Origin of the sequence: Edaphobacter dinghuensis (genome assembly GCF_014640335.1) — a bacterium.
Lineage (GTDB): Bacteria > Acidobacteriota > Terriglobia > Terriglobales > Acidobacteriaceae > Edaphobacter > Edaphobacter dinghuensis.
On record NZ_BMGT01000004.1, the window covers coordinates 100,795 to 125,993 of the forward strand.

Consider the following 25,199-nt stretch of genomic DNA (forward strand, 5'->3'; position numbering starts at 1 on the left):
GGGATGTGCTCCCGGAGAGGCTAGCTACGCAGGCAGATGGCGCCTGAGATGATGCAGCAGCCATTTGTGCCGGCAGGACAACCACATCCTCCGGTTCCGCAACCGCCACCTTTAGCGTGCGCAAACTGGGTGGCAGTCAGCGACAGAGCAAGTGCGGTGAGGGATAACAGGATTCCCTTTTTCACTTTGTTGGTCATGGACTTTCTCCTTTCGGGTGATGCTTGGGTTAGTGAGGCTGACTCGTTTTTGCCGAGCCGCTATAGACCGCAAGGCATAGGGCTGCCCAAACAACATTCATCAGGACATGCTGCAGAGTGCCTTTACCAAGCGTGATGGTGAACCAGCATCCACAAGCGTCCTGGATGCCATAGTAATAGTTGAACGCGAGTGCAATCGCGAAGATTGACAATAAGAGACATCCCATTAACGAGGCCGCTTTACGAGTCTTGCGAATGATGAGACAAACAGATGTCCACAACTCTGTGAGGACGACGGCTGGAGCAAGGTATCTAATCAACGGTGTTGGCAACACCGCGTAATTCTCCAGAGCATTGAGGAAGCCCCAATAGTGAAAGAGTTTGTCGATCGACGCAAAACCAAAGAGAATGGCCAGGAAAGCGCTTGCTACATCGACCCACCCGATGCCCCAAAATGAAGATCGATTGATACCCTCTGAAGTCTGGACTGTTACTGACATAGGCGCTCCGGCAGTTGAATTCTGCTGCATCCGAGGCCACCTCATTCCTGCAGCCTTTGACATTAATCGGTGAGCCCCATGGCATAACGGCAGCATGTGAGGAGGGGGTGGGCTCGTTTGTTACTTCATGTGTCTGGCAAAGACCAGTTCGGACTGGTGGAAGGATGCTGGATAAAACCTTCCATCTTTGCTTCCGCTGCGCAGTTTGCTCTTCTCTTCAGGAGAGGTCAACGATTTACGCAAACTATTTGAAATGGGAGTGAGATAAGAAATACTGTTGGTACTTATATTGCTGAGTGACAGCGATACCAGTTATCCATTCATGTCGCTAACGTACGAAATATGATCTAGTTGGCCTGTTGAGGTATCAGATAGTAAGCGACAGGCTGCGCGCGACGGGATCTAAAATTGAGGTTGATCGACCTTCTCGCCTTAGACTAAACTCCTGCGCAAATCTTTCCTATAAGCAAATATCCACAACAACGATTGCCTTACTAGCAAGATACAGATCTCTAACCGAGGGCAACGGAGAGTGATGGCTGCTGCCGTCGTATGGACAAAACTGCCCTGATGGCTTCAGAGTACGAGGGAAATCAGATATCCCGACTGGCGGGCAGGTTATGGAGGGACGGCGATCTATCGCTGATGCGCGGTGTGCTAAATCTGCCGGATCTTGAGCCGACGAACCAACGCAAGCAGCTCTTCTCTGCGTGGGGATAGAGCCAAGGGCTCGGTACGAATGACCGTTAGCGGAGGAGTAGGAAGTCTCTGACCAAACAGCATCACACATCGCGCCGCATCATCCCGGCGTGATCCATAAGCAATAGCCTGTGCCGTCGGCTGTTGGTGGTATGCGGCCTCCGCCCATGGGCGTGTCTCAACGTAACAAGCCGGCAGGCTATCGATCAGCTGCGTTCGTGTAAGCCGAAGTGTGGGCAGATAGGGTGTATGGAAGCTGACACAGTTAAGAGTCTCGGGCAGCATGACCTGAGCCAGATGATAGTGCTGCAGCTCAGAGAGATCGAAGACTCCTGGTGGGAAAAGCGGAATCTCGTGGAGAATCGACTCCATGTACGCGCACTCTGGCGTGCTGGCAGCGTAGTAGGTGTGCACAGGAGTTCCGGTCGCGGTCGAGATTGGCGCGAACCGTGTGTCTCCCCACCCTTGGGAAAACGTATCTGGCTCTGCTGGATGGTTTTTCGTGGAATACACATGAAACCAAACCGGAACGTCTGCTCGCGTGACGGGCACGAGGGTAAACGATTCAGACGATCCGGGTTGGGGAATCCCGCAGCTCACGCAACGTAGCTCCCTTTGCGCTTCTCGAGGGCCTTCATCAGATCGTCGCGCCGGTCCAGCGCATCCTTGGGAGCTACGGGTTTGACGCCTTCCGGTCCGGGCTCCACGATCCAGCCATTGGGGTAGTGGAACCACGAGGCAATCTTCCAGGTGTCGGCTACGGGACCGAAGGCTGTGAGGAGTTCCCGGATTAGCGGAAGAGGTTGGTAGACTGCGTCAAACTCATAGCGCGGGAAGTACTCTTTGCCGCCATAGGTGACACTGAAGATCCTGCCGCGCCTCTTCCAGTCGCTCGCCGGGAGCGACCGGTTCGAGGAAGGCTCCGGCTGCAGAGCGTTGAGCATCTCTGCCGTAAGCCACTCTTCCCCTTTGAAGATCTCCCGGATGGTCTGAAGTCGATGCAATCGCTCCTCCACCAGTCCGACCTCGGGCTGGATCAGGCCGGTTAGTAGACCGGCAAGCTCGTCGGCCTGCTGAATCACGGTAATCTCTCCGGAAGACACTACAAGCTTCACGGCTTGTTCGATCCCGCGCCGCAGCGAAGGGAGCAGGGCCGGGTCGGTGCCTTCGGGAACCGCCACATCCAATACAAGCGCGGGAGCGGAAGCCGATGCGGTCTGCGTAGCTCTTGACATGCGAAAGAACCTCCTGCCAATACTGCTTATATTATGCATCATGTCGGCAATATCGGCAAGGAGGTCCTATTTTCAGATGCGCATCGGCATGACAACGTACTGCTGCTGGTATTCCGGGCTCATGTTTTCGGGCACCAGGAGCCCTGCCGAGTCCGAGTCCTTCAAGGAGAGCCGCATCGCTCCCTTTTCTCCGACCGTGCGCAGGAAATCAACCAGGTAGTTGCCGTTGAATCCAATGGTGACCGGATCGGCGCTGTAGCTGACGGCCAGCGTCTCCTCCGACTCGCCCCGGTCCGGAGCCGACGAGCTGATCCTGAGCGTATTTGCTTCAAGATGCAGCTTGACGCCATTCGAACGTGCGTCGGAGAACTCGAGGACGCGCTGAATCGAGGTAAGCAGCTCCGAGGTGCGAATCACGGTGGACCTGGGAAGATCCTTGGGCATGATTCCCTCATACGACGGGAACTGTCCGACGAGCTTGCGCACGCTCAAGAGACGAGGGCCTATCTGGAAGAAGAGGTTCGCGTCGTCTTCGCTGAAGTACACACCCTCTTCTTTGGTGGACGACAGGAGCGAAAGCAGATCGGTCAGGCACTCTCTCGGGAGCAGGGACTTCTGTAGATCCTTCACCGGAATGCCGTCATCGGGGACCACAACGAAGGACAGGCGATGTCCGTCCGTCGCGACCATGCCTGCGCGGTCGGGCCGCAGGAGCAGCAGCGCCGCGTTGAGCAGATAACGGTCCTCCGAGGTGGACACGGCAAAGAGGCTCTGCCGCACCAGAGTCCGCAGCACGCGGCAGCTCAGCCGCACGGATTGGGCAGGAGGCAGCGGGAGCTTTGGAAACTCCGAGGGAGCCCGGCCCGGCATGCGGGTACGAGAGTTGCTCGCGACAACATGGAGGTGGTCGTTCGCGAGAACCTTGAGGTGGACCGGTCCTTCGGGGAGCAACTTAATATAGTCCAGAAAATTCTGGGCATGAACCGTCGCCTTGCCCGGTGTTTTGGTGGCGGCCGGGCACTGGGTTCGGAAGGCCCGCTTGAGATCTGTGCTGGTGATCGTGAGCATGCCCCCGGGGTTGGCTTCGAGCAGCAGGTACAGAAGAATCGGTTGCGTGCCTTTGCTTTCGCTGATGCGTGCCGCGGCGGTGATCTCCGCAAGCAGAGTATTGCGGTCCACACTGAGCTCCATCAGCTTTGTGTCCGTCTTGGAATTGGTGTTCGGCGTCTGTGCCATGGGATGAGACTTCCTTTCAGAAATGAGGGCTGAGAAATATGGAGCCTCGCGACGTCAGTCCACGTTCACGAGCACCTTTCGGCTGCCGCCCTTCGTGATCCAGTGCCGCTCGCCACCCCATTCGTGATGGGGTAATCCGATCTCGACGTACTCGCCGCGCTTTTTGATCACGTAATGCCGCTTGAGCTGCGGAGACACCAGCACAAGGCAGCGCGATGGGTTCGCAAGACACCACTGGTAGGCATGCTTCTGCCAGTTCGTCAAAGACGACATGTGTCTCCGCAGAAACTCCTTCATGGGCGTGTCGCTGCCAGCGAGATAGGAGCGCCCGCAGTTAAGAGCCTTCTCCCACTCCCCGAATTTCGGGTCTTCGCCAAAGGCGTATTCATTGTCCTTCTGCCGGACGGTGTAACGAAACGGCTCGCGAATGAGCTTGCGATTGATGCAGGCCCGGCTTCCTTGGGCGTCAGGGCGGCCCCAGATCAGCCGGTTGCGGTATTCGAGAAACGAGAGCTTTGCCGGATCTGTCTCCCATTCTTCTGAGGCAGGGACAACAGTTGTGATTGCTGGAACCATGGGAAAGAGCGTCGGTTGAGTGGTCATATCCAGACCTTTCTGAAGTGGCCGAACTGGGCGAGTAGTGTGACAGCTGCCGATAGGCTTAGCCGTTCCCCTCCGAGCCAACGGACCGGAAAGGAGAGCGTGGAGACTCGGTTCGCGTGTCACTGAGCGAATGGACAACAGGGTTCGAAAGATGAAGTTGGTGGGTGGGACTTAACCCAAAGCCTTGACGGCGGTCGGCTTCCGGAAGAAACTCGGTCGCAAATAAGTGGGCCGTCATTGCAACTTCAGGCAAGAGTCTCCCTTGACACACCTATGCTTCTAGGGATAGTGTCAGCCATACCAAGATGTGTAGGGGTAGATGATGGCCAGAAACGATCTTCAGGGAACTTTGGATTTGTTGATTCTCAAAACGTTGTCGCAGCGAATAAAGCTGCATGGCTACGGGATCGTCCAGCACATACAGCGAGCCTCCGATGAACTGCTCCAAGTCGAAGAAGGTTCGATCTATCCAGCTCTTCATCGCATGGAGCAGAGCAATTGGATCCGCTCGGAATGGGCGACGACGGAAACGAATCGCAAGGCTAAGTACTATCGCCTTACCGTTGCCGGGCGTAGGCAGTTGACCGAAGCCGAAGAGGGATTTGAGCAACTGGTGAAGGGCGTTCGTGCCATGCTGCGCTATGCGTAAGGGGGTTGGATGGGAATGCTACGGCGGTTATTGAATTTGGGGCGGCAGGAAAAGATAGATGCCGAAATCCAGGCGGAATTGGAATCTCACCTCCAGATGCGGACAGACGATAATCTGGCTGCCGGAATGTCTCCTGAACAGGCACGACGTGAAGCGCGTCTGAGGTTCGGAAATCCTATTGCGCTAAAGGAAAGAGCCGTCGCTTCGGACGCGGCGCTGGAGTTGAGTGGTCTCTGGAGAGATCTGCTTCATGCCGTTCGACAACTGAGAAGATCGCCGGCTTTTACAGCCACATCGATCATCACGTTGGCCTTGGGAATCGGAGCAACGACGGCGATCTTCACGCTTGTACAGCAGGTGATGCTGCAATCGCTGCCCGTAGCCAACCCGCAGGAGTTGTGGCGCGTCGGTGACAAGATGCATTGCTGCACCTGGGGTGGGTATACCCAGGATGGCGACTTCACGCTCTTCTCCTGGGATCTATATCGAAGCTTTCGCACACACACACCGGGATTTGAGGAACTGGCAGCGTTTCAGGCCAGTGATCAGGGATTGGGAGTGAGACCACCAGGGGGTGCTCAGCAGACGGAGCCCCGGAGCGGCCAGTTTGTTTCCGGTAATTTTTTCCAGACTTTCGGTATCGGCGCCTGGATTGGGCGGGTAATGACAGACTCCGATGATCAGGAAAATGCCCCGCCTGTTGCAGTGATGAGCTATCAGGTCTGGAAAGAAAAGTATGGTAGCGATCCATCCGTCGTTGGAGCGGTCTACCAGATTGACGGCCATCCATTCACGGTGATCGGTGTGGCTCCGCCCGGATTTTACGGCGCAAGCCTAAAAGGGTGGGACATGCCTGATTTTTGGCTTCCCCTCGCTTCCGAACCACTTATCAATGGGACAACATCGCTGTTGAAGACCCCAGGGCAGAGTTGGTTGAATCTGATCGGCAGGATTCAACCGGGTTCCAATCCGAGGACGATTGAGGCACAGTTGAGACTCGAATTACGTCAATGGCAGGCAAGTCATCTTGCCGACATGACGCCCCCTGAAAAGGAGAGCTGGCAACAACAGACGCTGAATCTGACACCGGGCGGCTCAGGCGTCAGTGAACTGCGTGCTCAATACAAGGATGGTCTGAAATTGTTGATGGCTGCCGCTGGTTGTGTCTTGCTAGTTGTTTGCGCGAATCTGGCAAACCTCCTGCTCGCGCGAGGATTGAGAAATCGCCAACAGACTGCTGTGCGTGTCGCCCTGGGAGCGTCGCGGCGCCGCTTGATTCGCAAAGCGCTGGTCGAGAGTATTGCCTTGTCCCTGATGGGCGGACTGTTGGGAATCGGAGTCGCTTATGCGGGGACAAACTTGATCGTGCACCTGGCGTTTCCTGTAAAGAACGCATCCTCGCCAATCCAGGTCGCACCGTCCGTGCCGATGCTGTTCTTTGCTCTTGCAGTGGCAACTGCAACTGGAATTCTGTTTGGAATCGGACCTGCATGGATGACCTCTCACGCGGAACCCGTTGAGGCGCTGCGCGGGGCTAATCGTTCTGTGGGCGGCCGCTCGCGGATTCAACAGACGCTGGTCATCGCGCAAGCCTCCATGTCGCTGGTGCTTCTGAGTATCGCGGCGTTATTGGGGCAGAGCCTTCGCAATCTGAAACACCAGAATTTTGGATTCGATATGAATGGGCGATATGTGGCGTGGATCAATCCCAAACTCGGAGGCTATAAGCCGGAACAACTCGACCCGTTATTCGAGAGGATTCAGGATCGGCTGAAGGCTATCCCCGGAGTTAAAGCGGTCAGCACCGCCTTATATGCCCCCATGAGCGGGGAGGCGTGGAATGCCGGTATTCGCGTGGCGGGAAAGCCGGAACCGGGACCACATGACGATAACGGCGCTTCCTGGGTACGGGTCACGCCAGGATTTTTCGAAACACTTGGAAATCCGATTTTACGAGGACGACCGATTACCGACGATGACACGGCTGCGACGCTGCACGTTGCTGTGATTAACGAAGCATTCGCGAAGAAGTTTTTCAAGGGAGAAGATCCGATCGGCAGGCACTTTGGCTCAAGAAAAATGAAGTATGCCGGCATATACACAGTGGTTGGAATAGCTGCGGACATGCGTTATGTTACCTGGGGTTTGAAAGAGCCAAACCGGCCAATGTTCTATGTACCGGAAACGCAGACCGTACAGTATGACGAAGCGGATGAGATGGCAAATGAAATCGCGACCCACTATCTGACCAATGTCATCCTCTGGGCGCCGGGACATCAGGTGGGGTTGGAGGAACAAGTACGAGAGGCCCTCCATGAAATCGATCCTGATCTTGTGCTTAGCAGCGTCGATTCCTATCCGTATCTGCTGAAATCCGTCTTCGCCCAACAGAACATGATCTCTACCCTTGTAGAGATGTTCGGCGCATTAGGGCTGGTGCTTGCTGCAGTGGGGCTTTATGGTGTGACCGCCTATTCTGTGGAACAGCGAACCGGTGAGATCGGCGTTCGTATGGCTCTGGGTGCCGATCGGGGGAAGGTGATGCAGATGGTGCTGCGCGGAGCATTTCTGCAGGTGAGCATAGGGCTGGCGATCGGAGTTCCTGCTTCCATTGGAGTGGGTTGGGTCGTTGCAAGCCAGCTGTTTGAGGTCCGGCCATGGGATCCGGTGGCGCTGGTCTTGTCCACAACCTTGTTGCTGCTGGCCGCACTCACGGCAGGCGCGATCCCCGCGCAGCGCGCAGCTTCGATCGATCCCACGCAGGCTTTGCGAATGGAGTAGACGTCAACTTGCTGAATCGCATGTTTGTCGATGAGTGTATTTGCGATTTCGCACACATCGAGATCGCAACTGACGAGAGCGGCGTTAATGAGGATCAATTCGGCAGACGTCAAGATTGCCGTCAGACGGTTAGATTCGCTCCCGCGACCGACTAAAACCTGAAACGTGATCGACTTAAGTGAACTGACGGAAGCTCAGAAGGCCACCGAAGGCTTCGCCAATACGTATGCCGGGATGATGAACCTTTACAGCCGACCCGGCTTCATCGAAGCTCTATGCGCCCATGAAGCCGCACACCTTGTCTTTTACGAGCGAATGGGTAGTATCCCATTCGAGATCGTCCGTCCGAAAATTTATTACAACAATTCACAGGCTAGATTCGAAGGTTATATGGCTGCAGTGAAGCCCCAGCTTCCCGATTGCGAACCTTCGAAATGGCGAGAGTGGGTGTCAGCCAAAGCATTAGGCTGCGCAGCTGGTGGGGTCGTAGGGCGTCTCTTGTTCCCACACGCTGACGGTGGTGATCATGAGGACAAACGGCTATTCATCCAGGAGTGCGCCGATCTTGTCAGGCATTTGGGAGGTATTTCCATCAATGCGGAACAGGTTTGGGCCTCGGCCAAACAGGAGGTTTCGCGAGAACTGGAAGCAAACCCCACGCTCATGCCATCGATTCAGAAAAGGGCTGCGGAGCTGAGACCACTCTTCGGCTTCACCACGCTACAAGGCTAAAATTACGCCTATGCCCAACGTCCTGCTCCTTGGTGTCGTTCACGAATTCCAACGGCAAGATCCTCGATTTCTCTTCATTCCTAAAGAAAAGTCTGAAATCTACCTTGCGCAAGTGCGTTTGTACTCGCAATGGGTACGCACGCAGATTGACGGCTTCGAAGCGGAATTAATATTCGACGAGATGAATCTGCCGGAATGGGAACACTTCAATAGGCTGGAAGACTTTCTCGTTGTGCCTTGGATGTACATGGATATTCCGGAGAACGTGAGAAAACGATTCAAGCTAACAGCCGTGAGGCAGCCGGGCCAAGAAATAATTCCTGAAATCGACGAGCCACGCGAGAGGCACTGGCTCAAAATGATTGAAAGTGTCTGCGCCGAGTGCAAGCTAGAGAAAGTCGCTGTTTTGTGTGGTGCGGCTCATCTGCCGACCTTCTCGCAAAAGTTGATTGAGGCAGGGTGTGACGTCAAGTCAATAGATGTTCGCGAGATGGAGTGGTATAACACCGGCTATGCTAATACGTCCTCATAGGTCGCTTTGTGTTGACCAACGCTGGGAATTCTCGAGTGTCGCAATCTGGACAAGTCACTCACGGAATCCGCATGCACGTGCATCGTCCGGCTCAATGACGCCGCGATAACCTCAGAACGAGGTTATTGTATCTCTGTGATTGTCGGTTGAGTGCGTGAAGCCGATTTGATTGGAGATCGAGTTTCCGCTTGATGTGATTGAGTTCGCTTATCACAAAGACGCGGATATTCCTGCGAGTTGGGCATAATGGTGGCTCACAACGAAAACGTAGACCCAACAACCAGTCGACTACGCCTTACGGGTTTTCCTATGGACATTCCAAAGGAATGAGTGATAGCTTCTTTGCAATGTCCAAAGGAGAAGTTCGATGGGCGCAGGTAAATCGGAAGTGTTGCAGGGCACGCTGGACTTGATGGTATTGAAGACTCTGTACGCCATGGGTCCGTTGCATGGGTTCGGAATCGCCCGGCGGATCGAACAGGTGAGCGAAGGAATTCTCGATCTCAATGAAGGAACGGTGTACACGGCCCTGTTGCGTCTGCAGCAGCAGCGTTGGATCGTTTCGCAATGGGGTACGAGCGAGAACAATCGCAGAGCGCGTTTCTATTCGATTACACGGCAGGGGGCGAAGCAGCTCCGGCGTGAGACGGAGAACTGGGAACGGGTCGCGGGCGTCATGGAGCGTGTGCTGAAACTCGAAAGGCAGGCGTGACATGATGCGGGCACTTTGCTTGTTGTGGGCACGAATCAGAGGACAAGCCGCACAGAGGCGCGAGGACGAGGCATTCGAAGACGAGATCCAGGAGCATATTGCTCTGTTGGAAGAGCGCTACAAAATGCGGGGCATGAGCGAGGAAGAGGCGGTGCGCGCCGCTCGACGCCAGTTCGGGAACGTGACAGTTCTCAAAGAACGGCAGCGAATCCAGCGTGGGATTCTCTCGCCGGCAGAATGGTGGCGAGATGTGCGCTTCGGCATGCGAATGCTGGTTAAAACTCCAAGTGTGACGCTGATCGCACTCTTAACACTGTCACTCGGCATTGGGCTCAACGTCGCCCTTTTCAGCGTGCTGGATGCGGTCATGTTCAAAACACTGCCGATTGCGCAGCCGGATCGCCTGGTCCGCCTGGAGAGAGGCAGTGGCGAGCCGACCTTCACTTACGCGCTCTGGCAGGAAATCAAAGCGAGACAGGAAGTCTTCAGTGGGGTCTTTGCCTATCAGGCGCGACTCTTTAATTCATCCCTCAGCGGCGAGAAGCATTTTGTAGCCGGATTGTACGTGAGCGGAGATTATTTTTCGACACTCGAGATTCCCGCAATCGTGGGACGCACGCTGATCGATCGGGACGACCGGCGAGGTGCGGCTCCGGTAGCAGTCATCAGCTATGCCTGTTGGCGGAGGCAGTTCGCAGGCGACCCGGAGATTTTGCACCGCCAGATCACATTAGAAAAGCATAGCTTTCAGATCGTGGGTGTGACGCCGCGCGGATTTTATGGCACGGAGCCCGGGTACCAGTTTGACGTTGCCATTCCACTTGAAGCCGAGCGGATCATCCAGCCTGATCATCCCACTCTGGACCGGCCGTTTGCGTGGTGGCTCTATGCCTTTGGAAGGCTGAAATCAGGCGTTTCGTTGGAAAGCGCGCGGGCACGCATGATGGCCTTGTCCCCCTACATTGACTCGGCGGCTCTACCCCCGGGAACGGACGCCGAAACCCGCAAATGGTATATGGCTCCGATTGTGCTAAGCCCGGCTGCTACTGGAATCTCGACACTGCGTGATAGCTATGGGAAGGCACTCGTTCTTCTCAACATCATGTTGGGGATCGTATTGCTGATTGCCTGTGCGAACATTGCCAACCTGCAACTAGTGCGTTTCAGTGCGAGGCGACGCGAGTTCGCGGTACGCGCGGCGTTGGGTGCTTCACGCCACAGGCTGTTCCGCCAACTCGCAGTGGAGAACCTGATTCTTGCGACGACGGGAGCCGGACTGGGGCTCATGCTGGCGCGCTATGCCGGACGTCTGCTTCTGCAGCTCACCTCATCAAAACGCCAACCAACGGTCCTCGATCTCTCGATTGATTACCGGTTGGTTCTCGTCGTCATCGGCCTGACCGTTGCTACCGCGGTCTTCTTTGGCATTGCGCCTGCACTCAAGCTCGCCTATGTCGCTCCACAGAATGCCATGAAGCAGGAGTCCCAAACCGTGGCCGGCAGCGGTCGGCGTGACTGGACGCGTTTTCTGATTCCGCTGCAGCTTGGGCTTTCGGTGATTCTTCTCTTCGGCGCGATGCTCTTTGTGCGCAGTCTGACCGAATTGTTGCACCAGAACCTCGGATTCGATAAGGAAAGCGTACTGCTGATCAATACGGATCTGGATATACATCCGGGATCGGATCAGGAACGTCTGCAGCTTGCATCCACTTTTCAGGAGCGGATCACCAACCTGCCGGGCGCATTGTCCGTCAGCCGCTCGGATGTTACTCCGATCAGCGGCGACACCTGGCAGTGGGATGTGCAACCGCAGATAGACAGTGCTGGCGCTGGCAAGCTTCACGTCTACGGCAACCTGGTCGCTCCGGATTTCTTCCGGACTCTTGGCACGCCATTGTTGTCGGGACGGGATTTTGATGAACAGGACAGGGCCGGCTCGCCGCTTGTTGCCATCCTGAATCGGGCAGCGGCTAAGAGCATGTTTCCGGGCGCCGATCCGGTAGGACGCTTTTATCGCAAAATGGATCGGGACAAAGGAAATCCGCTGATTCAGATTGTGGGCGTAGTCGGGGACGCAAAGTATAGGAGCCTGCGCAGTGCAGCTCCACCGACGGTCTACATCCCCATCACGCAGAACCTGTCTCCGCTTCCGGTGATCGGAACCTTTGAAATTCGCTTCGCCGGCGGAGCGGCTTCGATGGAAAAGCAGGTTGAGCAGCTTGCACAGTCCATCGATCCGCAGACATCACTCGAATTCACTTTGCTTTCCGAGCAGGTCAGCGATTCGCTGGGCCAGGTGAAAATGATTGCCACCCTTGCATCAGGATTTAGTTTGCTTGCCCTGGTGCTGGCATCCATTGGGATGTATGGCGTGATGGCTTACAGCGTATCGCGCCGCACGGCTGAAATCGGTCTCCGTATCGCCCTCGGCGCACGCCGGTCCAGCGTGCTGCAAATGGTGATGGGGGAATCGCTGAAGCTGGTGGGGATAGGACTGCTTTTTGGCATTCCCGGAGCAGCGATCGGAGCACGCTTTATAAGAGCGATGCTGTTCGGCATCTATCCACTAGATCCCTTGTTGCTGACTCTTTCAATCTTGGTTATCTGTGTCATAGCCGCCCTGGCAGCGTGCCATCCTGCCGCGCGAGCGTCGAGAATCGATCCTGCGACTGCCCTCAGATACGAATAGCTGCTATTGTTCAAGCGGCGAAGGGGAGACTCATGTGATTTCTGAGTGATCGATCGTATACACGTGCATCGTTACGTCAGAAGGCGTCGATCGTGCCCGTGAGCGAACGATCAAGCAAGCGGAGGGCAGGCTTACGCGATGCCGGAGTGATCGACCGTGTGCGCGTCAATGACGCTGCGACAATCTCAGAATGAGGCTGTTGTATCTTTCTGACAGGCGGTTGAGTGCATAGAGCCGATTGGATTGAAGTTCAAGTTTCCGTTTGATGTGGTCGATTTCACTGAACACGAAAAACGCCAGAATTCCGGCGAGTTGGGCATAATGATGGCTCTCGACAAAAACGTAGACCCAGTAACCAATCCAGGCGTTGATGAAGAGCGGGCTTAGTGCCGCCAACCATTCCATGATGGATTGCCACATAACAATAGCTTCCTTTCTTTGAGACCCTGCAGAGGTGAGGGATTGTCAGGCGGCCCTTGGGCAGGGCTGTGCAGGCGAAGTCCCTACAGAAGAGGTGGATTCGCTGTCTCCCGACGCGCGTTTGAGAATGGATTTGGGAAACGGGAATGACAGCCAGGGAGCATAGAACGCGCCATTGCAGAGGCAGATGTCGAGGACCAGCTTGTCTTTGTCCATGCCGGAGAGTCGGTAAGAGTAATTGCTTGCGTGTAGCAATAGCCGTCCTGTGCCTACTGCCGGTTCGTTCACCGTCCTGAGCCGCGGATCGCGCTCGCCTTCGATACTGCTATTCCCGGTGTGAAATAAGCCATAACTTTGCCGTTTGGCAACATTATGGGTTATTTCACCGAACGAAATCTGCGTCATCAGTTCACAGACTGCGTGAGGCGTCGGAAAGAAGGCGTTCGGGTTCCAGCCTTTGGTCTGGTGTCCGGCAAGAAACTCACCGAGATAGTCGTACGGATGAAGGATGAGTGGCTCGAAGTTGAAGGTGCGATATAGAGCTTCCGAAGTGGCTTCTTCGATCTGGGGCCTCTGTTTGGAAACAGCCATGCCCCATGCCAACCATGCGACGAACAGCCCAAAGGCCGACCAGGGCGAGTCGCGGTAGGAGAGCAGTTCGACACACTTCTCGACCATCTTGAGCCCGGCAGGATCGGCTGTCGAGGAGAAGTTGATCCGGGGTATCGGCTCGTCGAGCAGATGTCCGGCTTCGAAGGTACGCAGGTAGTGACTCCATCGCCCAGGAGCCTCAGGATGTCCATCGGCCAGTTGTACCTGAAAGAGCAGCCATCCACGATAGTGCCAGGGCGGAATGGGATCGCTTAGAAAAGGTAAACGGCCATGTTCAAGAACGAATCTGTTGACGTCGAGTTCCGCCGGTAATGCCGCCGCGCGCGTAGCAAGACGCATGGTGACCTCCGTGGTTTGGGATGATGAGGTGAAGTGGAAGCCTCGGGTCGCAAGCGCTGAGGAAAAGAACGAGCTTGCGAGGGGAGATGCCGAGCTTACAGTATGGATGGAAACGCATCCGCCCGAGAGTGACGGGCATCGGCGTCGGAGAACGCGAGCTCCCAGGACTCGCCGATACCCATCTGGGCGGTTGCAGACTCCAGAAGCGAGCAGCGATAGACGCCATAACGCGTCGGCTGCCCGAACCTGGGACTGCCGTTGTAGCGGTGGACTTCCGCTTGCGGCCCCCAACGTCGCTGCGCTTCCACAAGGGCTTCCTGTCTGGTCATCCTTCTTTGAGAAGCTGCATGCCGGGGCTTCTTGATTGGGGTATAGCTCGGCACGGCATCTCCGTTTCGCAGAAGCTTCAGCTCCCAGACACGCAGACGGCGCGTCCGTTCATAGCCGCTTTGTCTCCGCTCGAGAGCATGCACGGAGCAGTAGATGTAGCCCTTATTCCCGATATGCGTGACCGCATTCAGACAGTCGTCGCGCATCTCGCATGACAATGACTTCATTGTTCAACCTCCTCTGAGGCCACGCTGCACCAGCCTCTGCTGCTCTCCGCCTTGGGCGGTCGGCAACCAGCTAGGCAGCGGGATCGAGTTCCTCGTTGTCCTCGTCACCCTCGGACATCTCGGCCAGGATCTCCTCTTCTTCCTCTGAGTCATCCGGGCTGTTTTCTACCGGGACGGGCGCGGACGGGGCCGGTGGCTGCGGTGCCGGAGAGGGCGCGGAGCCGAAGTCAAAGAGGTTCGCGGTCGTTGGCACTGGCGGCGCCTTCGGCTCCGCAGGCTTCGCGGGAACGCTGGCCGGCTTCTTCTCGGTGGTCTTGGTAGTTGCGGTCGGCTCGGTCTTGGCCACTGTTTTCGCCTTGTTGTCTTGCTTCGCAGCCTTTGCGGCCCGGGCCATCTCTTCCTTCGCCAGCTCGAGCGTGTTCTTTAGTTCGATGTGAGCTCCGACAAACTGCGTGAGCGTGGAGGGGAGCTGTTCGTCCAACTCTTCGGGAGTGCCGGTAACGCTGACCGGGATAGACAGCGCAGCATTCTCCGAGTCATTCAGCTTCTTGGGGAATACCGCAACGGTGAGGTTGCCATCGCTGGCTGGGTTGACCATGATGGTGACGGATCGCTGCTGCAACAGCGGGGCAAGTTCTTGGAACATAGGTTTACCTTTCCATGTCTGGATTGAAACGGCTTCGAATTGAGCGGGGATAGGTGAGAGAGTCAGACAGCCCGAGAAGCGGTTTTGCTCGATGTGATAGCACGTGCGGACTCAAGCATCCGCCGCGACCTCCTCTGGGTTTTCCTCCAGAGGTCGGGGTCCACAGGAAGGATGCTCATTCTGCCGGTTGCGGCGTTATAGAAACCGCCATGATGGCTGATTGATCCGTAGCGGAGCAATCGTGTGAGCATGGCGAGGGCGCTGGTTGCCAGCACCGGATTGACGAAGGGCTCTTGCCGTTCCAGCGCTTCGATCGCACTGCAGCTCGGCAACGCTTCTTCCCCGATATCCGGCGATGCTATCTCCGGGTAAAGCTCCGCAACGGTCCGCAGCCGCGAGCCTTTTCGGAGGTTCGACTGGTTCAGCGGCTGCCCGAGGACATACTGCCCGCTACCTGCGTTGTTCCCGAGATCGAGCCAGTAGTCCGTTGTATTTCCGGAGGAACCGACCGCTTCCGCGATGGACGCGCGCGCCGAGCGAGTATCGACGCAGCTGATGAGCAGGTCGGGCTGGTCATGGTAGCCGTCCAGAGAATCCTTCCTGAATGCATCAGGGACGGCGCGCCATTGCAGTCCCCAGAAGAGATTGACTCTGTTGGTCAGGACGGTCGCCTTATGCAAGCCGACGTCGGAGGCGGCGAAGGGCTGCCGAACACAATTGGTCTCCGAGATCAGATCGTCATCCATCAGCGTCACGTTGAGACCTCGATGGCCCCAGACAAGTAGCGCCTGGTGGAGATAAGGAAGATGAAGGAAGATCGCGCTGCCGTTTCCGCCCGCGCCGACGACAAGAACCTTTATCGGTAGCGAGTGCCGGCGGAGCGACTCGCTGAGCATGTGTTCAAGGACCATTGCCGCGCCTCTTTCCGGTGAGAAATCCGTCTACTGTCTCCGGAATGTCGATCAGCGACGCCGCCGGAAACTTTTTCTTGTCGGCAAGCTCCTTCCACAGGCCTTCAAATCCGCCAGGATGGCGGGTCACACGCCCAACATTGCCGTGAGTGAACTCACTCTGATAGAAGCTCTCCTCCCACTGCGCAATCGAAGCCACTGTCGATACCTTGGGCGCACGCATGGTACCAAGGCAGACCTCTCCGGACTCATAGAGATTCCAGTAGGGCGCGACCGCAAGCGGGCTCTCGGGCGAAGGTCGCTGATTGTCCTTAAGAGCACGGATGCGCAAGGCTCCATCGACAGCAAGCCATACCAGAGCGGGTTGCGGAAAGTTCCGGCCGCTGATGCCTTTGAGATTTCCTTGAACATTCCCAAAGAACATGGGCCGTATCTGTCTGGGGGTCCACCAGGCGAGCAGCCGGTCGGTGCGGCCGATGACCTGTTCGGGAAGAAACTCCGCTGGAAGCTGGGTTCCAAGCGATTGCAGCAGAGACTGGATAAACTCGATCGTCAGGAGTCTTGCTGGGCCGAGCTCCGGCGTCCTCCCTTTGTTCGTGATGACCGGGTGATGTGTGACGTAGGTATTACCGGCCTGCGAGTTATGTTCGTCCCCGGCTCGATAAATAAGCAGGGCCTCATGCAGCGCGAAGTGCCGGTTCTGTCCGATGTTGACGTTGACGTGCATGCTGTTCCTCCTCCCAGGTGTTGAGCATATTGATCAGCCCCGCGAGCTCGATGTTGAGTTTGAGGAAGATGTGCATCGTACGGAGCGCCCCGTCGAATTCCTTTGGATCGTCCGGACGGAAATACACGGCGCAGGTGGGTTCATTGTCCGCTTCGTTGTAGCGAGGAGATTCCTCATCCCAGCAGGCTTGAATCGCATCCTGCTCCCGAAAGACGATCAGCACACTCGGAACGGGGGGACCGTCGTATTCCTGGCCCAGGTCGACAGCGGTGGTTCTCAGGTGAGCCAGCTGCTGGATCGTGAAAAGTTTCTCGATCCATGCCTTGTGCGGTCCGTTGCGATGCCTCCGCAGGAATCGCCGGATTTTTCGATCCTCCCACTGCTCGACGATCTTGACGGAAGGCGGGGTATGCTCCTCGACCGTGGGAAACTCATAACCGTCGCGGTTTTCCGGATCGTCGTCGATCATCATCTCGTGGAGTTGTTCGTTGTACCACGTTGCCGTCACGTGGTCGTAGACCAGCATCTGCCGGCGAAGAGCACGCGTGAGTGCGATATAGAATCCTGCGCCCAGAAACTCTTCCTCCTCATCGAGAGCCTTCATAGCCTCACCGATGATGAGATAGCCGGCCGTATCGAGGTCAAACATCGCCACCAGCTTGCCGGCTTCGATGCTTGCGCCCTGGAAATAACCAGATCCGAGCGTGTCGCTGACGACGCACACATATTGCAGGTTGTCCTTGAAGGCTTCTCCCGCGGTCCGATCGATCATCGCCTGAATCGCGTTCCGGGCAAATACGACGGGAATCTTGCCGGATGCTGGCCAGAGACTTTCATCGACGAGCTTGCGCTCTACGAGCGTGACGCAGAGGCGGAAGAGAAGCTCACCGTTGATTCCCACCTGATAAGCGGAGGGTACGGAACCAAATCCCGGAAGCGCGTCGCCCGATCCGATTCCGAGAGCTGTCAGACGAGAGGCGGAAGCATCTCGCTTGGTGGATCGATGACGCGGGTGGAGTACGTGGATGTTTTTCGCGCTGCTTCCGCGACGGCCTGAGAGAGTTTGAGGGATTCTTTGCATTGCAGATGTTTTGCCAGAAGGCGCGTCCCCCTTTTGGCGGGCCGACCTTCGAGGGCACGGAGTTCTTCAAGAACCGTGGCAGGGGTGATGGTTTTCTTCGACGGCATAGGCGGCTTCGGAAACAAAGCAGGCGTGAACTGGAAGCCCTAACCCTTGCTTCCGATGGCGCGTGAGAAGTTGTAGCGCGCGGTATCGCCCTTGAGCTCCGGGCCAGTCAGTGCGGCGGTGGCGATTTCCGGATACGCGGCGACAAGCACATCGCGCACCTGCTCTGGAGACATGGCTGGGTTTGGGTCGGGGATTACGGTTCCGTTATAGACGAACTCGCGACGAAGAGCGGTAGCGGTGAGGATAGCCATAAGACGGGTCCATGGCTGGGGCTAGAGAGGCGGCATCATGCCGGCTCTCAATTCTCAGCCTGTTTTCCTTTCCTGATTTGAGATCTGTTGAAGGTGTGCCGTTCTTTCAAAACGGCAGCGTGGTTGAGTTGATTGGAGCGTTCTCTCCGGCGATCCGGTGAACGTAGTGTTCCTGCAACTTGGTTTCGATGGCCCGCGTACAGTAGTTCGCGCGGACCCATGCGATCGCGTCGGCACTCTCCCAACCGCAAACCGTCATGATGGATGCGATGGCCGTGCCGGTCCGTCCATGGCCGCCAACGCAGAAAACCAGGAGGCTCGACCGCGTGCTGGCCAGGTGTGCAACGAGTTCCGACCAGAACTGCCGCGGCAGGTCGATGACTCCCATGTCAGGCCAATCAAGCACGATTTCCGGGACAAGAGGCGGCTTTTCCCAATGGGCCAGCTGCTGGACTGGAATAACATGCCGCGCCAGTACGGAGGAACCGGTCAGGTTCAGTAGAAGATCGAACCTTCCCATGTGCTTCTGACAATCCGGTTCGGCTCCCGCGGACACACTCCACCCGCCCTCGACGCTGCGAAGGAGGCATTGCGGCGGATGCTCGCAGAACTGGGCATAGGGAAAATCCAGGCCGTAGCCGAATTCGCTCCCGGACGGAAGTCGTAAGCGGGATTGTCGGCGCTTAGAACGGGATGTCTCGTACGGGTCGTCTGCGGCGGGAATCTCGTTGTCCGCGAATGCACTCCATTCGATTTCGTACTCGTCTGTCACGTCTTCTTCCCATCGGCTCATCCGATCTCCTTGTGCGGCAATCCCGCTCCCACTCATCCTCGTCGTCATACGTGTCAAGATTCGGCGGTCCGCTCGGTATGTTGAGAGGAGAGTGTCTGCGCGCGAACCGTTCGGTAAGCTCCGCTCCACGAATGCCAGCCTGCTTCTGCGCCTCATAGAGCATCGGCGCGCAGAGCACGAGCACGTACACTGGGTTGCGTGCGCTCAGGTCAAGGATTTCGCTGTCGATGAACTTGTTGAAAGCCCAGCCGGTGTTGTGTACGCAGTGGACCAGCTGATTGAAGGCGGCCAGAGCAGGGCCGCCCTGTCCCGTCACGAGCTGGTTATGCAGTGACGCTGCCCAACGGGCGATTTCAAACCATTTCGCGCCGCCAAAGTTATGCTTCCAAGTCAAGCCATGAAAGGCGCTCAGTGCACTTTCGAATGCCGCCCGTGTTGACGGCAGGTGCGTGGCATTCCAGCATTCCTCATAGATACTGTCGCGGCTGACTTCATCGTCACGGCCTGGCGCATGCCGCATTTCCCCGAGGGACGCGGTCACCGTCAGCCGGTAGCCAAAGCCGAGAGCAAGTCCCAGCAGAAGATCGTGCCGCCCGGCCCACACGGAGATGTGATGGCAGCCTGCGAGCATGACTCTCGCAGCTTCCTCATAGGTCGCTTTGCTTCGCACTGCAAGTTGAAAGCCGGTGCGGAGTGAATGAATATCCGGACTTTGCCGCGCTGCTGGTCCCGCAGTTTCCAGGCGCTCCCCCACCTTAGGTTCGCGGCTGGTGAGGAGTGGAATTTGATTCAGCACGGCGTGGATCGCGTAATGCGAAGCGAGCGAACCGCCCGGATGGTAGACCACGGTGCCGGTCTGGGCCTTCTGCATCACGAGCTCCCAATCAAGGAGATCGCCCTCCGCAAGGAGAATCCGCTCGACAGTGACCTCATACGGGATGAAATCGGCCGTTGCCGGCAAAGCGGGTCCATCACGCAACTGCACCAGATGATAGGGCGCATTTTCTTTCGGCCAGAGAATCTCAACATACGGAGTGTCGCAGACCCCGGCTTCGATGACCGTATGCTTCGTGACCAACTCTCCTAAAGCGGGTATTGTCCATGCGGACGTGCCGGAAGTTGCACCATCGTGGCCTGGCCCCATGGTGAGCAGGTCTCTCGTCCAGATTCCGCTATAGACCGCGTCGATCAGAGGCATCGTTACGATCTCGGCTTCGGGGTCGGCATCAAGCGTTTGCTGGATCAGTCTGTCACCGTCTTCGACTGATTCGATCTTGCGCGAGTCGACGAATCCATGGCGCGGTCGCATCGGGCAGGGGCGAGAGAAGTATCCGATCAGCTCGCTTGGCTGGACGTCGCGGGCCGAATGGACCGAAAACGGGGGAACCAGATCGGAGGAATGATAGCGGGATAATGCGGCCAGCCCACGCGCCTTTTGCGTGCGCGGTGAAAGAGCTTCAGCAACCGCTCCGGGCTGGGTCGTTATAGTTTGTTGTGCTGTGATGGTATGCAATCGCATCTCCTTGCGCGGTGGGGACCGCAAAAAGAAAGCCGCCCCGGTAGAAGCCGGAGCGGCGGAGAAGGAGGAATCTGATTCGAAACTGCAGTCGAAGGAAAGTAATGTTTGCGAGTAGGGAGCGCCGAAGAGGCATCGCAGGATCGGAGACCTATCCAGGAGGATCGGTTCTGCCGGTCTTGAGAGCCTCCCAGTATTCGTCTGCGAGCGCGCGGCCCATGCTGAGTCGCAAGAGGTGATGAGTCTCCTCTTCATTGAAAACAACGGCTGAGAATGGCTTTCGGTTGATCAAGGCTGCGAGTATGCGGTGATTGCCGTCGATCATTGGCGTTCCGACCCCACTGGGAAGAGTCACGACAATGCCAAAGCCTTCGATGGGAACGTGGTCGATGTGCAGCTTCTCGATGTGTGCCCATCCCAGCCAATGTTCGAGAGCGCCTGGATCCGCGGGCACGAGTGGTTTGCCTGCCGCGAGTTTGCGAGCAGCGGCGATGCTGAAGCGAAGGTCCCAAAGCTCAAAGAACTCTTCCCCGGGAATATCTTCTGCGCCAATGATGGGACACCGCGGGCAGTTATTGTGATGAGCGAATCGAAGTCTGCCCATGGAAGCCCCCGTAAGTTTGTGCTTATCTGGCCACTGAGCCTGCCGTGAGGGTAGGCACCGCGGGAGAGCGAAGGCTGAAGAACCCGTTATTCTTTTCCTCGCCCACCAGTTCCATGAACTGCAGCTCCACCTTGGCAGAATTGATGACCACCTGCGCAACGTCGCTGATCGCTTTGGCTCGCTCAATGTCCATGGGTGACTCTTCGTCCTTGAGGGACTCGAGGGTTTCAAACAGATGGTTGCGAAGATCCGTGATCGTGTTCTTCATGGTGTTTTCTCAATCTGCGCTTGAGAGCGCCGTTAAGCCGGATGACATCCGCCAGCTCCGGCGGAAAGCGATGAATGGTGTTTCGCCGCATCAGTTCACGGCGGGAAACGAGCTCGAAGTTGTCGAGCACGAGGTGAGATTTGTCGCCGTCTTTGAAACAGACCGCGAAACCCTTTGGCACGGGTCCGTGCTTCTCTTGCCACATGAGGATGTGGACGGCAACCCAGTCGCGTGGCGGATAACCCGTATCCGAGACCTTGCGCTGGAGATAGCCTTCTTTCGAGTAGCGTGTGGAACCGATTGGTCGCCAGGTATGAGGTTTGCTGCCGGCTTTGAACTGAGTCTCGGCCATGCGGCCAGGTGACCATCCCGGCCTGCGCAATCCCTTGTTCGCTGGAACATGCCCACGCAGGAAGCGATGGGCTGCTCCGATATTGTCTCCTCGCCGAAGACGACAGGCGTCGGGGCTGGCAAGATAGCTCGTGGATTTGTGCAACCCCGAAAGCAGGGCTCGCTGGTAGACCGAAGTCACGCTCCGGTTAAGATCAGCCGCAACTTTGGCCGTGGGGCTGTTCGGATACTCCGCATGAAGGAGACGCAGTTCCCACTCTTGCCATGGACGTCGCTCTTTCATAGAGCCTCCTCAATCGTCTGGAATCAACCGAAGAGCTTCAGCTGCTCTCCGACGACATAGCCTGTTGGCCAGAGAGAATCCGGCTTCTTTCGTTTCTCCGGGTTTGAATGAACAAGGGTGAGGCCGGACGGGTGCGAAAGTGCGGTGTCGAACACTTCAAAAGCCGCAGTCTCCGCTTCTTCCTCTTGGGGAAGCTCGATCTTCGGCATCGTCGAGAACTGGGAGATGCGTTCCCGCTTCAGCTCATCCCAGACGGCGTCGGCAGATTCACCCACGCCGCCTTGCTCGACGAGTTCTCGCGCCATGGCCGCGACGAGATCCTCTTCGATGCCCATCGAGTGGATGCCCTCGCCCGAGAACTTTCCCTCCATCATCAGCGCGACCAGCATCTTGCGGCCCATCAGGCGCAGGCACGTCACCTGTGTCGAGCCGGCATAGACAAAGAACTTCACACGCACATCGAGAAATTGCCCGATACGCCAGGAACGGCGCGAGGCCTGACGGAGCGTGTGCAGCGAGTACCCCGTTTCGTAGAAGTAGATTGTCGGAAACCAGAGAAGGTCGAGGCCGGTCTCCACCAACTTGGGATGGCAGATCACGACTTCGATTCCGTTCTGGATCTGTCGTTCATACCAGCGTTCTCGTTCGAGAGGAGGAACGCTCGGTCGCAACACCGCAACACGGATTCCTGCGTTTTGCAGAACGTGTTCAAGGCGGCCAAGCACGTCATGCTCAGTGGTAAACGTCGCATAGACCTGGCAGCGCCTGCCCTGACTGAGTTCGGAACGGATATCGTCAATCAGCTTCTGTTCTTTTGGATAGACAACATCCCGGGGCAATTCCGGTGCGCGCGTCACCAGGACCGGCACCATCTGCTGCACCTGCGGATCGAAGACCTTGCCCCAGATCTCCCCGATGCCGAAGGGATGATCGGGATAGAGCATGAGCCGGTGCATCATGAGGCTCATCAGGCTGCGATTTTTCTTGTGTGCCTCCAGTGCTGCGCGGATGTCTCTCTCGATCTTGCGGTACGCCTTCGACAGCGTTTCTCCCATCTCGATCTGAAGCACGCTCTCTTCGTAAGGGGGTAGAAAATGTGCAATGTCTTCAAGCGATACGAAGACCGTAGACGACAGGAGGAACTTGCCGAACAGGAGTGGAGACGCTCCCGGCCGCCGCACCAGACGTGAAGTGCTCTTTTCCGCGCGGCTGCAGGCGTTGTCGGAATGATGGATCTTCTCAATGGATTCGAGCACCCCGTACAGGGCCTGGAAGTCGCTTTCACCTGCACTCGAACACTCAAATCCTTCGGCAACCATCTTCCGTGGGTTCATCCGGAAGAGGAGTCGGAACAGGTCGCTCGCGTAGCCGCCCATCAGTGTTCCGGTTGCTCCGATGAGTTTCTTCGCACAACGCCGCAGGACATCGAGGTTGTTCCCCTGGGCTGTGTCATTCGCCAGTTGATGAAGCTCATCGGCGATGGCATAGTCCCAGTAGTTGCGCATGTAGCGGCTGATAAACTCGAGCGGCGCCATCCGCTGGGTTTTGCTCTTATCCGCCTGCCAAAGGGAGCTGTGACCCCGCGTGCCTTTGTAAGCACGCTCGAAGTTTTCTGAGAGCTTGGTGTCGCTGAAGTCCGCCTCGCGGAGATACCCGCCCTCCGGATTCGGGATCGGCAGGCCGGTATCAGGATTGGTAACCAGACGTCTCTCGAGTCGTGTGGATCGAATGGAATAGGCGTGCTTCCAGTAGTAGCCAAGCTTGCCCGTCTCCTTGCTCACCACAAAATAGGTCGGAGTCGTCCACCTGCGACGCCAGGCTCGGCGGCCCATCCTCCGGAGATCAGAGAGGGTCGTATGTTCTCCCTTTGAGACCGCATGACCATTGCGAAGCCGCATCTCAGTCACGCCATGCGGCTTCTTCGGATCTCCCCCGTTGCGGAAGTCGTAGATGACGAAGACGCGGGCGTTGGGGACCGTGATGAAGATCTCGCGTGCCCACTTGAGCACAAGGTGCGGTGGGCACATTACGATGGCGCTGTAGGGATTGCCCTCCGCGTGAGCATGGACGATGCCGGCGGACATCAGCGTTTTTCCGGTTCCGCACTCCCCGACGATGCTGACCGCCTTCGCTGTCTTCAGATACTTTGCACAGCCAGTAATCGTCATGCCCTGAACCGGCAACGGCTTGCGCAGGAGTGTCTTTAACTCGGGCGCTAACGGATCCTTTGGCCCCTGAAGTGGCGGATACATCTCCACAATGCGTGAGCCCAATTCCGAGGCATAGGTGCGCAGGTAGTCGTAGCAGGTTTCCATGCGACGCTCCTTGGGCGGTGTTTTGGCAAAGGAAAAGGCCGGCGAATGCCGACCTGAAGAAAGTGACTTTTACGGGCGAGAGCTCTATCGAAGGCTTCTAGTTGAGCATTTGGAAGTGGACCAGGCGTTCAGGCGGCGAGCGATGATCCGGTTTACCGATTTGCTGTCAACTGACCGGCTCTTGAAGACTTCTTTTTTGCCACTGAAGCGGACAGTGTTGCGCTAGGCGACTGAAATCGCGCGCATTCACCGTGATTACGGTGACTCCCAGACGAGCGGCACTCGTAGCGATCAGAGCGTCGTTCGTAAGTCGGGCTCGGCCAATGTTCTCATAGCCGTACTTGCTGCCCATAAGAGCTAGTAGTTTACCCGTATGAGTCCAGTCGTTAAGGCTGGGCACAAGAATACGATTCGCTTTTGCAAAGTCACGCTCGAGTTTTTCGAGAATGCGGTGGTCCGCCGTTTGTGCTCCAGCATAGAGTTCCTCCAGAACGACGGAGCTCAACCATAGAGGAGATTCACGGGACCATCGTTGCATTAAGAGTGGAGCGTTGAAGTCTCCCCGCAATGCCTCGATATAAACCGAAGAGTCGAACAGAATAGGCATCCGTTAACCCGCGGTCGATCCAAACACATCACGGATGATAATGCCGCTCTTCAAGAATTTCTGATTCGCTTCTGTCACAAGCCGATTGCGCTCGTGTTCTGCGATCGCAAGATCGAGAGCCAGCTCCACGGCCTCAGTTTCGGTAGAAGCAGATAGAGCTTTCTGAGCACGCTTGAGTTTTCCTGTGTCCAGCCTGAAATGTTTATGCGCGATGCGTCTCTCAGCGGTGGCCATGCCTAATCTCC

29 protein-coding genes are annotated in these 25,199 nt (G+C 56.8%); 7 read left to right on the plus strand and 22 right to left on the minus strand.

Annotation, left to right across the window (positions count from 1 at the left end; all coding sequences use genetic code 11):
* Positions 1 to 20: 20 nt before the first annotated feature.
* The 6 genes from IEW09_RS16635 to IEW09_RS16660 all read right to left on the minus strand — a co-directional run bounded on the left by IEW09_RS16635 (position 21) and on the right by IEW09_RS16660 (position 4,470).
* A complete protein-coding gene (locus IEW09_RS16635) occupies positions 21 to 197 on the minus strand; it encodes a hypothetical protein (protein ID WP_188555387.1) in 177 nt (58 codons plus the stop codon).
* Between the two features lie 29 nt (positions 198 to 226).
* Positions 227 to 697: a MauE/DoxX family redox-associated membrane protein gene (locus IEW09_RS16640; protein ID WP_188555388.1), complete on the minus strand. Its 471-nt coding sequence runs from the start codon at positions 695 to 697 to the stop codon at positions 227 to 229.
* Positions 698 to 1,354: 657 nt separating this feature from the next.
* On the minus strand, positions 1,355 to 1,996 hold the full coding sequence (locus IEW09_RS16645) for an RES family NAD+ phosphorylase (RefSeq protein ID WP_188555389.1): 642 nt from the start codon (positions 1,994 to 1,996) through the stop codon (positions 1,355 to 1,357).
* Positions 1,993 to 2,631, minus strand: coding sequence for a hypothetical protein (locus tag IEW09_RS16650; RefSeq protein ID WP_188555390.1), 639 nt, complete (start codon positions 2,629 to 2,631; stop codon positions 1,993 to 1,995). Before IEW09_RS16650 ends, IEW09_RS16645 begins: the two co-directional genes overlap by 4 nt.
* Positions 2,632 to 2,703: 72 nt before the next feature.
* On the minus strand, positions 2,704 to 3,867 hold the full coding sequence (dnaN, locus tag IEW09_RS16655; protein ID WP_188555391.1) for a DNA polymerase III subunit beta: 1,164 nt from the start codon (positions 3,865 to 3,867) through the stop codon (positions 2,704 to 2,706).
* Positions 3,868 to 3,921: 54 nt separating this feature from the next.
* Positions 3,922 to 4,470, minus strand: a complete 549-nt coding sequence (locus IEW09_RS16660; protein WP_188555392.1) for a hypothetical protein — start codon at positions 4,468 to 4,470, stop codon at positions 3,922 to 3,924.
* Positions 4,471 to 4,792: 322 nt separating this feature from the next.
* Between IEW09_RS16660 and IEW09_RS16665 the strand changes: the two genes are divergently transcribed.
* The 6 genes from IEW09_RS16665 to IEW09_RS16690 all read left to right on the plus strand — a co-directional run bounded on the left by IEW09_RS16665 (position 4,793) and on the right by IEW09_RS16690 (position 12,565).
* Positions 4,793 to 5,119, plus strand: a complete 327-nt coding sequence (locus IEW09_RS16665; RefSeq protein ID WP_188555668.1) for a PadR family transcriptional regulator — start codon at positions 4,793 to 4,795, stop codon at positions 5,117 to 5,119.
* Positions 5,120 to 5,134: 15 nt separating this feature from the next.
* On the plus strand, positions 5,135 to 7,900 hold the full coding sequence (locus IEW09_RS16670) for an ABC transporter permease (RefSeq protein WP_229739427.1): 2,766 nt from the start codon (positions 5,135 to 5,137) through the stop codon (positions 7,898 to 7,900).
* 165 nt (positions 7,901 to 8,065) lie between these two features.
* Complete coding sequence (locus tag IEW09_RS16675) at positions 8,066 to 8,632, plus strand: hypothetical protein (RefSeq protein ID WP_188555393.1); 567 nt, start codon at positions 8,066 to 8,068, stop codon at positions 8,630 to 8,632.
* A 10-nt stretch (positions 8,633 to 8,642) separates the two neighbouring features.
* On the plus strand, positions 8,643 to 9,164 hold the full coding sequence (locus IEW09_RS16680) for a hypothetical protein (protein WP_188555394.1): 522 nt from the start codon (positions 8,643 to 8,645) through the stop codon (positions 9,162 to 9,164).
* A 367-nt stretch (positions 9,165 to 9,531) separates the two neighbouring features.
* Positions 9,532 to 9,876 carry a PadR family transcriptional regulator gene (locus tag IEW09_RS16685; RefSeq protein WP_188555395.1) on the plus strand — a complete coding sequence of 115 codons (345 nt, stop codon included), beginning with the start codon at positions 9,532 to 9,534 and terminating at the stop codon, positions 9,874 to 9,876.
* Between the two features lie 4 nt (positions 9,877 to 9,880).
* Positions 9,881 to 12,565, plus strand: a complete 2,685-nt coding sequence (locus IEW09_RS16690; protein ID WP_229739428.1) for an ABC transporter permease — start codon at positions 9,881 to 9,883, stop codon at positions 12,563 to 12,565.
* Positions 12,566 to 12,730: 165 nt separating this feature from the next.
* Here the strand turns inward: IEW09_RS16690 and IEW09_RS16695 are convergent, their stop codons facing one another.
* The 9 genes from IEW09_RS16695 to IEW09_RS16735 form a co-directional block, all read right to left on the minus strand.
* Positions 12,731 to 12,985, minus strand: coding sequence for a hypothetical protein (locus IEW09_RS16695; protein ID WP_188555397.1), 255 nt, complete (start codon positions 12,983 to 12,985; stop codon positions 12,731 to 12,733).
* 45 nt (positions 12,986 to 13,030) lie between these two features.
* The gene (locus IEW09_RS16700) at positions 13,031 to 13,936 is read right to left on the minus strand and encodes a hypothetical protein (RefSeq protein ID WP_188555398.1); all 906 of its coding nucleotides are present in this window, start codon (positions 13,934 to 13,936) and stop codon (positions 13,031 to 13,033) included.
* A 95-nt stretch (positions 13,937 to 14,031) separates the two neighbouring features.
* On the minus strand, positions 14,032 to 14,493 hold the full coding sequence (locus IEW09_RS16705) for a hypothetical protein (protein ID WP_188555399.1): 462 nt from the start codon (positions 14,491 to 14,493) through the stop codon (positions 14,032 to 14,034).
* Positions 14,494 to 14,563: 70 nt separating this feature from the next.
* Positions 14,564 to 15,139, minus strand: coding sequence for a PRTRC system protein E (locus IEW09_RS16710; protein WP_188555400.1), 576 nt, complete (start codon positions 15,137 to 15,139; stop codon positions 14,564 to 14,566).
* A gap of 62 nt (positions 15,140 to 15,201) precedes the next feature.
* Complete coding sequence (locus IEW09_RS16715) at positions 15,202 to 16,050, minus strand: PRTRC system ThiF family protein (RefSeq protein WP_188555401.1); 849 nt, start codon at positions 16,048 to 16,050, stop codon at positions 15,202 to 15,204.
* Positions 16,040 to 16,777, minus strand: coding sequence for a PRTRC system protein B (locus tag IEW09_RS16720; protein WP_188555402.1), 738 nt, complete (start codon positions 16,775 to 16,777; stop codon positions 16,040 to 16,042). Before IEW09_RS16720 ends, IEW09_RS16715 begins: the two co-directional genes overlap by 11 nt.
* Complete coding sequence (locus tag IEW09_RS16725; protein ID WP_188555403.1) at positions 16,728 to 17,678, minus strand: hypothetical protein; 951 nt, start codon at positions 17,676 to 17,678, stop codon at positions 16,728 to 16,730. The genes IEW09_RS16720 and IEW09_RS16725 overlap by 50 nt, the downstream gene beginning before the upstream one ends.
* A gap of 326 nt (positions 17,679 to 18,004) precedes the next feature.
* Positions 18,005 to 18,217 (minus strand): PRTRC system protein C, encoded by a 213-nt coding sequence (locus tag IEW09_RS16730; protein WP_188555404.1) that lies wholly within the window; start codon positions 18,215 to 18,217, stop codon positions 18,005 to 18,007.
* A 106-nt stretch (positions 18,218 to 18,323) separates the two neighbouring features.
* The gene (locus IEW09_RS16735; RefSeq protein ID WP_188555405.1) at positions 18,324 to 18,737 is read right to left on the minus strand and encodes a protein-tyrosine phosphatase family protein; all 414 of its coding nucleotides are present in this window, start codon (positions 18,735 to 18,737) and stop codon (positions 18,324 to 18,326) included.
* Between IEW09_RS16735 and IEW09_RS16740 the strand changes: the two genes are divergently transcribed.
* Entirely contained in the window at positions 18,738 to 18,884 is a 147-nt protein-coding gene (locus IEW09_RS16740) for a hypothetical protein (protein ID WP_188555406.1), read from the plus strand.
* A gap of 16 nt (positions 18,885 to 18,900) precedes the next feature.
* Here the strand turns inward: IEW09_RS16740 and IEW09_RS16745 are convergent, their stop codons facing one another.
* From IEW09_RS16745 to IEW09_RS16775, 7 genes are all read right to left on the minus strand, one after another.
* Positions 18,901 to 20,529: a hypothetical protein gene (locus tag IEW09_RS16745; protein WP_188555407.1), complete on the minus strand. Its 1,629-nt coding sequence runs from the start codon at positions 20,527 to 20,529 to the stop codon at positions 18,901 to 18,903.
* Between the two features lie 148 nt (positions 20,530 to 20,677).
* Positions 20,678 to 21,130, minus strand: a complete 453-nt coding sequence (locus IEW09_RS16750) for a hypothetical protein (RefSeq protein ID WP_188555408.1) — start codon at positions 21,128 to 21,130, stop codon at positions 20,678 to 20,680.
* A gap of 22 nt (positions 21,131 to 21,152) precedes the next feature.
* Positions 21,153 to 21,398 carry a hypothetical protein gene (locus IEW09_RS16755; protein ID WP_188555693.1) on the minus strand — a complete coding sequence of 82 codons (246 nt, stop codon included), beginning with the start codon at positions 21,396 to 21,398 and terminating at the stop codon, positions 21,153 to 21,155.
* Positions 21,358 to 22,032 (minus strand): HNH endonuclease signature motif containing protein, encoded by a 675-nt coding sequence (locus IEW09_RS16760; protein WP_188555409.1) that lies wholly within the window; start codon positions 22,030 to 22,032, stop codon positions 21,358 to 21,360. Before IEW09_RS16760 ends, IEW09_RS16755 begins: the two co-directional genes overlap by 41 nt.
* A 23-nt stretch (positions 22,033 to 22,055) precedes the next feature.
* Entirely contained in the window at positions 22,056 to 24,347 is a 2,292-nt protein-coding gene (locus tag IEW09_RS16765; protein WP_188555410.1) for a helicase-related protein, read from the minus strand.
* Positions 24,348 to 24,513: 166 nt separating this feature from the next.
* Positions 24,514 to 24,954: a type II toxin-antitoxin system VapC family toxin gene (locus IEW09_RS18900; protein WP_188555411.1), complete on the minus strand. Its 441-nt coding sequence runs from the start codon at positions 24,952 to 24,954 to the stop codon at positions 24,514 to 24,516.
* Between the two features lie 3 nt (positions 24,955 to 24,957).
* The gene (locus tag IEW09_RS16775; protein ID WP_188555412.1) at positions 24,958 to 25,188 is read right to left on the minus strand and encodes a hypothetical protein; all 231 of its coding nucleotides are present in this window, start codon (positions 25,186 to 25,188) and stop codon (positions 24,958 to 24,960) included.
* Positions 25,189 to 25,199 lie beyond the last annotated feature (11 nt).